Origin of the sequence: Oceaniglobus indicus, assembly GCF_002751875.1 — a bacterium.
In the GTDB taxonomy this organism is placed as follows: Bacteria; Pseudomonadota; Alphaproteobacteria; order Rhodobacterales; family Rhodobacteraceae; genus Oceaniglobus; species Oceaniglobus indicus.
On sequence record NZ_NMZM01000001.1, the window covers coordinates 118,446 to 130,457 of the forward strand.

At 66.9% G+C, this 12,012-nt stretch carries 11 protein-coding genes; 7 read left to right on the top strand and 4 right to left on the bottom strand.

The annotated features are described in order from the left end of the window. Positions 1-2: 2 nt before the first annotated feature. Together CFP68_RS00530 and CFP68_RS00535 are read right to left on the bottom strand one after the other, a co-directional pair. Positions 3-1,034 (bottom strand): branched-chain amino acid ABC transporter permease, encoded by a 1,032-nt coding sequence (locus tag CFP68_RS00530; RefSeq protein ID WP_099823354.1) that lies wholly within the window; start codon positions 1,032-1,034, stop codon positions 3-5. Between the two features lie 119 nt (positions 1,035-1,153). After that, positions 1,154-2,530 carry a substrate-binding protein gene (locus CFP68_RS00535; RefSeq protein ID WP_099823357.1) on the bottom strand — a complete coding sequence of 459 codons (1,377 nt, stop codon included), beginning with the start codon at positions 2,528-2,530 and terminating at the stop codon, positions 1,154-1,156. Positions 2,531-2,760: 230 nt separating this feature from the next. Between CFP68_RS00535 and CFP68_RS00540 the strand changes: the two genes are divergently transcribed. From CFP68_RS00540 to CFP68_RS00560, 5 genes are all read left to right on the top strand, one after another. Then, on the top strand, positions 2,761-4,056 hold the full coding sequence (locus CFP68_RS00540) for a helix-turn-helix domain-containing protein (protein ID WP_099823358.1): 1,296 nt from the start codon (positions 2,761-2,763) through the stop codon (positions 4,054-4,056). 158 nt (positions 4,057-4,214) lie between these two features. Next, positions 4,215-4,592, top strand: a complete 378-nt coding sequence (locus CFP68_RS00545) for a response regulator transcription factor (RefSeq protein WP_099823360.1) — start codon at positions 4,215-4,217, stop codon at positions 4,590-4,592. Continuing rightward, positions 4,582-4,866, top strand: a complete 285-nt coding sequence (locus tag CFP68_RS00550) for a hypothetical protein (RefSeq protein WP_099823362.1) — start codon at positions 4,582-4,584, stop codon at positions 4,864-4,866. The genes CFP68_RS00545 and CFP68_RS00550 overlap by 11 nt, the downstream gene beginning before the upstream one ends. Then, the gene (locus tag CFP68_RS00555) at positions 4,863-7,547 is read left to right on the top strand and encodes an ATP-binding protein (RefSeq protein WP_241523898.1); all 2,685 of its coding nucleotides are present in this window, start codon (positions 4,863-4,865) and stop codon (positions 7,545-7,547) included. Before CFP68_RS00550 ends, CFP68_RS00555 begins: the two co-directional genes overlap by 4 nt. An 84-nt stretch (positions 7,548-7,631) precedes the next feature. Further along, a complete protein-coding gene (locus CFP68_RS00560) occupies positions 7,632-8,543 on the top strand; it encodes a FliM/FliN family flagellar motor switch protein (protein WP_099823365.1) in 912 nt (303 codons plus the stop codon). An 80-nt stretch (positions 8,544-8,623) separates the two neighbouring features. Here CFP68_RS00560 and CFP68_RS00565 read toward each other — a convergent pair whose 3' ends face one another. Then, complete coding sequence (locus CFP68_RS00565; protein WP_338152792.1) at positions 8,624-9,043, bottom strand: protein tyrosine phosphatase family protein; 420 nt, start codon at positions 9,041-9,043, stop codon at positions 8,624-8,626. A 299-nt stretch (positions 9,044-9,342) separates the two neighbouring features. Between CFP68_RS00565 and CFP68_RS00570 the strand changes: the two genes are divergently transcribed. Next, positions 9,343-11,364, top strand: a complete 2,022-nt coding sequence (locus tag CFP68_RS00570; protein ID WP_099823370.1) for a 3-hydroxyacyl-CoA dehydrogenase NAD-binding domain-containing protein — start codon at positions 9,343-9,345, stop codon at positions 11,362-11,364. A 6-nt stretch (positions 11,365-11,370) separates the two neighbouring features. Here CFP68_RS00570 and CFP68_RS00575 read toward each other — a convergent pair whose 3' ends face one another. Next, complete coding sequence (locus CFP68_RS00575; protein WP_099823372.1) at positions 11,371-11,586, bottom strand: hypothetical protein; 216 nt, start codon at positions 11,584-11,586, stop codon at positions 11,371-11,373. A 126-nt stretch (positions 11,587-11,712) separates the two neighbouring features. Between CFP68_RS00575 and CFP68_RS00580 the strand changes: the two genes are divergently transcribed. Then, on the top strand, positions 11,713-12,012 hold the full coding sequence (locus tag CFP68_RS00580; protein WP_099823374.1) for a DUF2312 domain-containing protein: 300 nt from the start codon (positions 11,713-11,715) through the stop codon (positions 12,010-12,012).

The window sequence follows — 12,012 nt, forward strand, 5'->3', positions numbered from 1 at the left end:
GTCTATTCCTCCATCACGCCTTTGCGACCCATCAGTCCGCGGGGCCGTGTCAGCAGGATCGCGATCGCCACCAGATAGATGATGATCTGGTCAATTCCGGGCAGCAGCGATTTGATCTGGTTCATCGAGGCAAAGGATTCGAGCACCCCCAGAAGGAACCCGGCCAGCACCGCGCCGGGCAGCGATCCCATGCCGCCGACGACCACGACGACGAAGGACAGCACCAGGAAATCCATGCCCATGTGATAGTTCGGCGAATTGATCGGCGTGTACATCACGCCCGCCAGGCCGGCGACGGCGGCGGCGATGCCGAACATGATGGTGAACCGCCGGTCGATGTCGATACCCAGAAGGCCCACCGTCTCGCGGTCCGCCATGCCGGCGCGCACGACCATGCCGAAGGTGGTGAAGCGCAGGAAGGCAAAGACGCCGCCGATGATCACCAGCGAAAAGACAAAATAGACCATGCGCCAGTAGGGATAGATGATGGTATTGGCATCAAAGCCCAGCGCCGCGCCGAAATCGAAGCTGCCGCGGAACATCTCGGGGGCCGGCGTCGGGATCGGGTTGGCGCCGTAGAAATACTTGATCACCTCCTGCAACACGATGGCCAGGCCAAAGGTGACCAGGATCTGATCGGCATGGGGGCGCTTGTAGAAATGCTTGATCAGCCCGCGTTCCATGACATAGCCGATGCCGATCATGATCGGGATGGCGAACAGGATCGACAGCGGCACCGACCAGTCCAGCATCCAGCCGCCCAGGCGCTCGCCGAACCAGTCTTCGACATAGAGCACGTCCTCGTATTTCGGATTGCCGAGGAAATCGACGCCCGAAGGCTCGGACGCCTTGTGCGACAGGTTGAACAGCTTCGAGATGGTGACGGCGCAGAAGGCGCCCAGCATGAACAAAGCCCCATGGGCGAAGTTCACGACGCCAAGCGTGCCGAAAATGAGCGTAAGGCCGAGGGCGATCAGCGCATAGGCCGATCCCTTGTCCAGACCGTTGAGGATTTGCAGCAGGATTGCGTCCATCGGGTGCCTCGTCGGAAACGGGGGAAGGAAGGCCGCCGCCCGGGTGTGGGCGGCGGGTTCGCGCGGGGGAGCGGCATCGCCGCTCCCGATTGGGTCCTGTCAGGGAAGCCCGATCCGCGTCAGGCGCCGGGGTTGCATTCACCCAGGTCGCCACCGGCGAACATCGGATGCTCGGGGTCATAGGTGACCTGCTCGGCGGGCGTGACCTCGACGATTTCGACCAGATCGAATTCGTTCTCGGGGTTTTCCTTGCCGCGCACCACGACGACGTCCTTGAAGCACTGGTGATCGGCCGCGCGGTACAGCGTGGGACCGTTGCCCAGACCGTCGAATTCGAAATCCTCCAGCGCCTCGACAACCGCACAGGGGTTGAAGGATTTGGCGCGGTTGACCGCATCCGCATACAGCAGGGTCTGCGCGTAACAGGTCTGGGCGGCCTGCGACGGCGGGAAGCCGTATTTGGTGCCGAACGACTGGACGAACGCATTGGTGCCGGCGTAACGGTCGCCCTTTTCGTTCTCGAGCTTCCAGTCCCAGTTTTGCGAGCCGACGATGCCGGTGATGTTCTTGCCCGCTCCCTTGGCCATCAGCTCGGAATACAGCGGCACGACGATTTCGAAGTTCTTGCCGTTCACCTGCTTGTCACGCAGGCCGAACTGAACCGCGTTGGTCAGCGAGTTCACCATGTTCCCGCCGTAGTGGTTCAGGATCAGCACATCGGCGCCCGAATTCAGCACCGGCGTCATGTAGGACGAGAAATCGGTGGCCGCCAGCGGCGTGCGCACGTCGGTGATCGTCTCCCAGCCCAGCTCCTCGGTCGCAGCCTGGATCGATTCCTGCTGGGTCCAGCCCCAGGTGTAATCGGCGGTCAGCGAATAGACCTTGCGATCATTGCCATACAGCTGCGACAGCACTGGCGCCAGCGCGGCGGCGGACATGTAGGCGTTGAAGAAGTGGCGGAAGCCGTTCGCCTTGCGGTCCTTGCCGGTGGTGTCGTTGGAATGGGTCAGGCCGGACATGAAGATGATGCCGGCCTCCTGGCACAATCCCTGCACCGCGACCGCAACGCCCGAGCTGGAGCCGCCCGAGATCATGATCGCGCCATCCTTTTCGATCATCGACTTGGCCGATGCACGGGCGGCGTCCGATTTCGTCTGGGTGTCGCCGCTGACATAGGCGACCTTCTTGCCCAGGATGCCGTTGCCTTCCAGCGTCTTGCTGCTGAAGGTGGACAACATGCCGCCGTCGCCTTCGCCGTTCAGATGCTCGACCGCCAACTCGAACGCGCGCAGTTCGTCCGCGCCTTCATCGGCATAGGGGCCTGACTGGGGCACGTTGAAGCCCAGGGTCACGGTATCGCCCGTGGGCGCGTTGGTGAAGCCGGTATCGGTCTGGCCCCAGACCTGACTGGTAAAGATCGTCGGCATGGCCAGGCCGCCGGCGGTGACGGCGCCGGTGCGGATCAGGCCGCGACGTGTCAGTTTCGATTTCGTCATGCTTTTCCTCCCAGAAAGACTTGACCGTGCGTTCGGTCGCAAAGCGCCGTTGACGGCGGCTTCGGTCCCTTTACAGGACTGCGTCAACAATGCGGCCGTCTTGCAAACCACACAACAAGTTGTTCAAGTGAAAAGATAATTCTGTCAATTTCTGAACAGATTGCCGTATAATTCTGTAAAGTAATTTTCGACGCAGCGCAGAAAGTGCCTGAAGAAAAGGGATAAATTCCATGTCGCGCACGCCATCGAAGCGGGCCGCAGGCCCCCGTATTCGCGCCCGCCGCCGGGATCTGGGGATCCGCCAGGCCGATCTGGCACGCACCCTGGGCATATCGGCCTCGTATCTCAACCTGATCGAACACGATCACCGCCAGGTGGGGGGCAAGCTGTTGTCGGCGATCGCCGCGGCGCTGGACACCGACAGCGGGCAACTGGCCGAAGGGGCGGAGGGGGCGCAACTGGACGGGTTGCGCGCCGCCGCGGCGCAGCGCCCGCCGGGGCATCAGGGCGATCCGCTGGAAGACCCCGAAGCGATTGCGGCCCGGTTTCCCGGCTGGGCCCGGCTTGTCACCGACCAGGCGGCGCGCATCGCCGGGCTGGAACGGGCACTGACCGAAATGAACGATCGCATGACCCACGATCCGTTCCTGTCCGAATCGTTGCATGATGTCCTGTCCTCGGTCACGGCGATCCGTTCCAGCAGCGGCATCCTGATGGGCGACGGCGCGATGGATGCCGAATGGCAGGCGCGGTTCCATCGCAACATCCATGAAGACAGCCAGCGGTTGACCGAGAGCGCGCAATCGCTGGTGGCCTATCTGGACGGCGCGGCACACCCCGAGCGCACGCCCATGTCCCCCCAGGAGGAGGTCGACGCCTGGCTGGCCGAACGCGATTTCACCTTTCCCGCCGAGGGGCCCGACCCGGACATGGCGCCGCCCGACACCGTTGGCGGCGCGGCGCGGGCGTTGATCGCCGATCTGCTGGACACGCTGCGCGCCGACGCGGCGGCGCTGCCCGCGGACCGGGTGGCCGATGCCATTGCGCGCCATGGCACAGACATTCCGGCCCTTGCCGGCGAAATGGGCGGCGATCTGCACCGGCTGTTCCGCCGACTGACGCTGTTTCCCGGCGGCATCGGCGGCAGCCGCGCGGGCCTGGTGATCTGTGACGCGACCGGGGTGCAGACGTTCCGAAGGCCGGTGTCCGGCTTCGATCTGCCGCGGTTCGGCGCGGGCTGTGCGCTGTGGCCGCTGTATGGGGCGTTGGCCGCGCCGGCGATCCCCCTGTATCGACAGCTGGAGACCGTCGGCCGGACGCCGCGCCGCTTTGACGCCTATGCCGTCGCGTTGCCCCATGGTGTCGCCACCTTCGATACGCCGCCGGTGTTCCGGTCGGCGATGCTGATCCTGCCGGCGCGCGCCCAGGCGCAGGCCACGTTGCGGGTCGGTGCGGGCTGTCGCATCTGCCCCCATCCCGACTGCACCGTGCGCCGCGAGCCGGCGATCGTCGCGCTGACGGGGTAAGACCCCGAGCCATGCAATGTCAGGTTGCACGACGCTGTGGCGGACCGTGTTACAGGCCGACATTCGGGTTCATGCATCTTTGACACGACCGGGGCGGGGCGCCATACTCGACCCGCGCAAGAGGGCCGCAAAGGCCGGGCGCACAGGGAGGAAAGCGGTTGGGCAAACGTGTCTTGCTGATCGAGGACGAGCCAAACATCGTCGAGGCGGTGCGCTATCTTCTGACGCGCGAAGGGTGGGCCGTCGACACCCATTCCAACGGCGCGACTGCCCTTGATGCCGTGGCGCGGCGCCGGCCGGATGTCATCGTGCTGGACGCCATGCTGCCCGGGCGGTCGGGGTTCGACATCCTGCGCGATCTGCGCACGGCCCCCGACACCAGCGCGATCCCGGTGCTGATGCTGACGGCGCGCGGGCAACGGCGCGACCGGGAAATGGCCGAGGCTGCGGGCGCCAGCCGCTTCATGACCAAACCGTTCTCAAACTCGGATATCGTCGATTGCCTGCGCGAGCTGGGCGGACACGATGCCGCCTGATCCGCCGCGCGACGCGCCGTTGTTCCTGGCGCGGGCGACCTATCGCCGGCGTCGGCTGATGGATGCCGCGCGGCTTCTTCCCGTGGTCGGTGCAGTGCTGTTTCTTCTGCCGATGCTCTGGTTCGTGTCGGGCGGCACGCGAACCGCTGTCGGCGGGCTGTACCTGTTCGCGATCTGGACGGGTCTGATCGTCATCGCGGCGATCCTGTCACGGGTCCTGGTGCGCGGCGAGGCGGGCGGGCGCGGACGTGACGGCCCGGACGCCGCGCCGTGACACTGTCGTTCAACCTGCTGCTGGCGGCGTGCCTTGCCTATTCCGCGCTGCTGTTCATCGTCGCCTTTGCCGCGGAAAAGCGCGCAAGGGCCGGGCGGCTGGGCATCCTGCGCTCGCCGCTGGTCTATACGTTGTCGCTGTCGATCTATTGCACGGCCTGGACGTTCTATGGCGCGGTGGGATACGCCGCGCGCTCGGGGCTGGAGTTCGTCACGATCTATCTGGGTCCGACGTTGGTGATCGTCGGCTGGTGGGCCATGCTGCGCAAGCTGGTGCGCATCGGGCGGGCCCAGCGCATCACCTCGATCGCCGACCTGATTTCGTCGCGCTATGGCAAATCCACCGCGCTTGGCGTCTTGGTGACGCTACTGGCGGTGATCGGCACCACCCCCTATATCGCGCTGCAACTGCAATCGGTGACACTGTCGTTTTCGGTCTTTACCGATGGCGGCGTGGGCGACGAGACATCCACCGGATTGTGGGTGGCGGCGGGTCTGGCCCTGTTCACCATCCTGTTCGGCACCCGCAATCTGGATGTCAACGAACATCACCACGGCATCGTCACCGCCATCGCGGTCGAGGCGGTGGTCAAGCTGGTGGCGATCCTTGCCGTCGGCGCCTTCGTCGTCTGGGGGGTGGCCGGCGGGCCGACGGCAGTGTTCGCCCTGATCGATGCCAGCCCCATCGCACAATGGCAGATGCAACAGGGCCGGTGGGTCACGCTGTTGCTGCTGGCGGCCACGGCGTTCGTCTGCCTGCCGCGGATGTTTCAGGTGATGGTGGTCGAGAACACCGACGAAACCCACCTGGCCACCGCCGCCTGGGCCTTTCCGCTGTATCTGCTCGCGATGAGCTTGTTCGTCGTGCCGATCGCCGTTGTCGGCCTTGCCGTCCTGCCGGCCGGGTCGAACCCCGACCTGTTCGTGCTGAACGTGCCGCTGGCGTTCGACAAGGAATGGCTGGCGATGCTGGTGTTTCTCGGCGGGTTCTCGTCGGCCACGTCGATGGTGATCGTCGCCGCCATCGCGCTGTCGACCATGGTGTCCAACAACATCGTCATGCCGATCTGGCTGAACGCGCGGCGCGGCGATGCGACGTTGTCGGGCGACGTGCGCAACGTGGTGCTGCGCGCGCGGCGCCTGTCCATCGCCGGCGTGCTGGCGTTGGGCTATCTCTATTATCGCCTGTCGGGCGGGGGCGGCGCGCTGGCTGCCATCGGTCTGATCGCCTTTCTGGGCGTGGCCCAGGTGATGCCGGCGCTTGTCGGCGGGCTGTTCTGGCGCGGCGCCACGCGCAACGGTGCGGCGGCGGGGCTGATCGTCGGGTTCGTGATCTGGATCTATGCGCTGTTTCTGCCGGGCATCGGCACGGGCACGGTGATGTCCGCGCAATTCCTGGCCGACGGGCCGTTCGACATCGGCTGGCTGCGGCCCCGGGCGCTGTTCGGGATCGACGGGCTGGATCCGCTGGTGCATGCGACGCTGTGGTCGCTGGGGTTGAACGCGTCGGTCTTCGTGGTCGTGTCGCTGCTGGGCTTTCCCGGCCCGCTGGAGCGGCTTCAGGGGTCGGAATTCGTCAACGTCTTTCGCTTTTCGACGGCCCACAAGGGCCGCAGCCCGACCACGGCCGAAGCCGAGGACCTGCTGATGATGGCACAACGGATCCTCGGCGCGCGCGAGGCGCAGGCGCTGTTTCAGGCCACCGCCGCGCGCCAGGGCAAGGATGGTTATCTGCCCGACGTGACGTCGGATTTCCTGGAACGGCTGGAACGCGAGATGGCCGGGTCGGTGGGCGCCGCCACCGCCCACGCCATGCTGGGCCAGATCGCCGGAAGCGGCGCGGTTTCGGTCGCTGATCTGATGCGCGTGGCCGACGAATCGGCGCAGATGATGGAACATTCCATCCAGCTCGAGGCGAAATCCGAGGAACTGGGCCGCACCGCCCGCCAGTTGCGCGAGGCGAACGAGAAGCTGACAGCTATTTCCATCCAGAAGGACGCGTTTCTCAGCCAGATCAGCCACGAACTGCGCACGCCGATGACGTCGATCCGCGCGTTCTCGGAAATCCTGCGCGAGGCCGGCATGGACCGCGAGACGCGCGACCGCTATGCCGGAATCATCCACGACGAGGCCCTGCGCCTGACCCGTCTGCTGGACGATCTGCTGGATCTGTCGGTGCTGGAGAACGGCCAGATCAACCTGCACGAAACCGATGTGGAGCTGACGGACGTGATCGACCGCGCCTGCACCGCCGCGCTGAGCGATGGCGCGCGGCTGACGATCCGCCGGGTTGTGGCCGACGAACGGCTGATGCTGCACACCGACGCCGACCGGCTGACGCAGGTGTTCATCAACATCATCGCCAACGCCGCCAAATACTGTGATGCGCCGTCGCCCGAATTGCGGATCACCGTCAGCGCCTGTGGCGACGGGATCAACGTCGATTTCATCGACAACGGCGGCGGTATTCCGATGGCGCAACACGCTGTCATCTTCGAGAAATTCTCGCGCCTCGGCCAGACACGCATCGCCGGCGCGGGTCTCGGTCTTGCCATCTGTCGCGAGATCGTGGCGCGGCTGGGCGGTCAGATCTCGTATCTGCCGGGGCAGGGCGGGGCCGCGTTTCGGGTGAACCTGCCGCAGGCGCGGTTCGGCGCACATGCGGTGGCATCGGTGGCCTGAAAGCACGGGATGATGTGCGGGATTCAGGGTTTCTAAACCTTTCCGGGGCACACCTGACGCAAGGCAGTCGGAAGGTCGGCAGGAATGGATTCAACGGGCAAGGAGGGACGGACCGATCCCGGCGTGTTGCGACGCATGATGGGGGAACGCCCCCCGCCGACGCCGGACGTTGATGAAATGACGCTGGAACGGGCGTGGCGGTTGGGCATCGTGCGCGGCCTGTCGCGCGCCATCGACCTGACCTGCACGGTCACGTCCTATCGAACGGCGCCGTTGCCCGCCGCCGATATCGTCTCACAGATCGAAGCCGGGGATCTGGCCGTTCTTCTGGAAGGCACGGCGGGCTTCGGCGCGGCGGTTCTGGATGCCCAGGTTCTGGCCGCGATGATCGAATCACAGACGATGGGGCGGGTGTTGTCGCGCACGGCGGCCCCGCGTCCGGTGACACGCACCGACGCTGCCATGGCGGCCGACCCCCTTGATCTGGTCCTTTCCGAGTTCGAGGCGCGCGCCGAAGGGCTGAACGGGGCCGAAAGCGCCGCCGCCCTGCGGTTTGCCACGCTGCCGTCGGGCCCCGAGGCGCTGGCGCTGGCCTTGCCCGACGAACCCCACGTCCTGACCGAAATCGTCTTGCGGCTTGGCGATGGCGAAAGGACGGGCCGGATGCGGTTCATCCTGCCCTTGCCGCGCGCACCGGACCCGGAAAGCGCCGAAGACTCGGGTCCCGAATGGGCGGATGGGCTGGAGCGGTCGGTGCTGGCCAGCACGGTGACCCTGACGGCGGTGCTGGCCCGACTCACGATGCCGGTCGACGCCGTCGCCCGTCTGGCGCCCGGCGACCTGCTGATGTTGAACCCCAAGGCCTTGTCACAGGTGGTCATGACCGGCTGCACCGGCCAGGCCACCGCACGCGGGCGGTTGGGTCAGAGCGGCGGCATGAAGGCGGTGCTGTTGCAGGATCCGGACCCGCCGGCCTTGTCCGTGCTGCCCGAATGACCGCGCGGCATGTAACTTGGCCCGCGACCGCCTGCTCATCCCGCGCGGCCGGGTGTGGTTGCGCAGGACGCAACCGCGTCTCACGCCTTGGCGGCCGCCTCGATCTGCGGGCGCAATCCGTCCAGCGCATAACCGGCCTGTCGCGCGGCGGCGATCAGGTCGTCAGCGGGGGTATGCGGTGCCTGGCTCAGTGCCCAGACAACACTGGACCGCATGCCCGACCGGCAATAGGCAAAAACCGGGCCCGACGCGGCGGCGATGGCATCGCCCTGCGCGCGAATGTTCCCGGCGTGCAGGGCGCCGTTGACCACCGGGTTATAGACGAACGTCAGTCCGGCCGCCTCGGCCGCGGCGCGGATCGCCGCGTGATCTTCGTCGGGCGTGACCTCGTCATCCGGCCGGTTGCAGATGACGGCGGTGAATCCCGCCTCTTTCAGGGTGGGAATGTCATCGGGCGTGATCTGTCCCGAAACGGTGTAGGCGGGGGTGAGGGCGTTCATGTCCATGGCTGCTGATTATCCGGTTCCGCGCGCCGAATCCAGCGCCACGCACATCCCCGCGCGATCGGTGCCGGTTGGGGAATCCACCGATCCCCGCGCCCGGTTCCGACCATCGACGCGCTTTGCTTGTCGCGCACCATTGTCGACCGCCACCGCTGCGGGCGGGCCTGCAACGACGCGCGGCACGCGCCCCGCACAGGCCGGCGATCGCGTCTTTCAGCCGGCGCAAACGGCTTTTTCTCTGGTATCGGGGGCGGTTATGACGATGATGACCCCGATCCGATGTGGGAGGAGGCCAAATGACCATCGTTGCGGAACAGACGTCGGGGGGCGTGCGCCTGCTACGTATCGGGGCGCCCGAGACGCCCGTCGCCGCCGAGCGGATGCTGCGCGACCTGGACGACGCCATCGATGGCGCGCTGGCGGATCCGGACTGTCGCGCGGTGGTTCTGGACTGCGCGGCAAGCGGCCCGATGGCACCGGACCCCGCACCGCTGCGCACGATGACGGACCGGATCGAGGCCGCCGAAAAGCCGGTGATCGCCGCGCTGTCGGGCGCGTGCCGGGGCGACATGTTCGAACTGGCACTGGCCGCTCATTACCGGATCGTCACGCCGGATCTGTCGGTTGCCCTGCCGGGGCTTCAGTTCGGCTTGCCGCCGCGCGCGGGGGCAAGCCAGCGCCTGCCACGGCTGTGCGGGTCGATGGCGACGTTCGCCATCCTGCTGGACGGGGCCGATCACCCGGCGCCGGTCGGCTTTGCGGATCTGACCGACAACGATCCCGTCGCCGCTGCGCTGGATCTGGCCGCCGAATCTCCGCCGGCACACCCCACCGGCGCACGCACCGACGGCCTGGCCGATCCCGCGGCCTTCATGGCGGGCGTGGCGGACGCCCGCGAGCGGTTGGACGCGGCGCCGCTGCCGGGCGGCGCGCGGCGCAGTGTCGAATGTGTCGAGGCGGCGATGCTTCTGCCGTTTGAAAGCGGGCTCGAGATGGAACGTTCGGCCTTCGACGAATGTGCCGCCACGAACGAGGCGCGCGCGCTGTCGTGGCTGGAGCGCGCAAGGGCGGAGGCATGGGACGTTCCCGAGGCCGCGGGCGGCACCGTCCGCCCCATCGCACGGATCGCCGTCGTCGGCGCGACCCGGGTTGCCGCCGATCTGGTGTTGGCGTGCCTTGATGCCGGGATCGAGACGTTTTTGGTCGAACTGGATCCCGCAGGGCGGGCAGCGGTGCTTGATCGCGTGCTGGGAACCTGTGACGCCCGTGTGGCCGAAGGCGCCATCAGCGACCAAGCCCGCGACGCGACCCTTGCGCGCCTGACCCCCGAGGCGACGTTCGAGGATCTGGCCCACGTCGATGCCGTCTGGGAGGCGGCGGTGGATTCGGCCGCCTTGAAGACCGAACTCTGGCGGGCGATCGGTCTGCTGGCGCCGCCCGGTGCGCTGCTGGCCACCGCAGGCGCGACCGTGGGGGCCATGCCCCTGGGCGTTGCGGCGGGTCGGGCGGGGCAGGTCGTGGGGCTGCATGTCGCCGGACCCTCGCGCAAGGTCGCGTTGATCGAGCTGGCCTTGCCCCCCGATGTCACCGCCGATGCCGTCGCCACGGCGTTGGCGCTGGCCCGGCGGCTGGACGTGCAGATCGTGCGCTGTGCCGATCACGCGGGATATATCGCCCATCGGCTGCAAACCGCGCTTGAGCGCAAGATCGAGGCCTTGATGATCGCGGGCGCCGATGCCGAAACCATCGACGAGGCGCTGATGGCCTGGGGGTATCGCGCATCGCCCTGTTTTGCCATGGACGTCGAAGGCCTCGACCGTGTTCTGGCACGTCGCCGCGCGGTGTCGGGTCAGGGGGCACCGACCGATGGCGGGCTGTCGTTGCTCGACGCGCTGGTCGAAGCGGGGCTGAGCGGACGGGACGAAGGGGCCGGGTTGTTTGCCTGGACCGACGGACAGCCCACCGGCGATGATGCACAGTCGCGCAGCGTCATGGACGCCCTGGCCGACGGGAAGGGGATCACGCGGCGGACGTTCGACGACGACAGCATCCAGCGCGCCTGCCTTGCCGCCTTGGCGGATGAGGGGGCGCGGATGATCGCCGACGCCACGGTGCTGCGCGCGGGCGACGTGGACGTCGCCGCCGTCGGGGCGATCGGGTTTCCCCGTCTGCGTGGCGGGCCGATGAGGGCGGCGGATCAGGCCGGCCTGATCGCTGTCGAGCGTGATCTGGCGCTGAGCGGCGACAACGTGACGCCATCGCCCCTGTTCAGCGATCTGATCAAGCAGGGTCGTGGGTTCACCGACATGCGTCCCTGACGCCCGTCAGCCGAGGAAGATACCGACCACGATCAGCATCAGCCCCAGGATCGACGCGAACAGCGCACCAAGGTTCAGCACCACCAGCTTTTGCAGACGCGCGCGCAGCGCGTCGTCGTCCAGCCTGGCGCGGCGGGCCCGGATCGCCGATACGATGCACCAGAACAGGGCGAAAAGGCCGCCCAGCGACAGCGCCGCACCGGTGTAGATCAAAGCGTCCATTCCTCGCCCCCTCGCTTCATCCCGCAGCCCTAGCGGATCGGGGGGCGGGGCGCAATCCGACGGGACTTGCGACAGGCCCGGAGCGTCGCTAGGGAAGACCCCGATCCCAGTACGAAGGAACCGAACATGAGCGACACGTCGACCAACGCAGCCCCCGATTTCGGCCCCGAAGCCACGCCCGCCGATTCGAATTACCGTGTGACGGCGGACGAATTGCGCCAGTTCATCGAGCGTTTCGAGCGGCTGGAGCAGGAAAAGAAGGACATCGCCGAAGCGCAGAAAGAGGTGATGGCCGAGGCCAAGGGGCGCGGCTATGACACCAAGGTGATGCGCAAGATCATCGCCATGCGCAAACGCGACAAGGACGACATCGCCGAGGAGGAAGCGGTTCTCGAGATGTATCTGGAAGCCCTGGGGATGACCTGA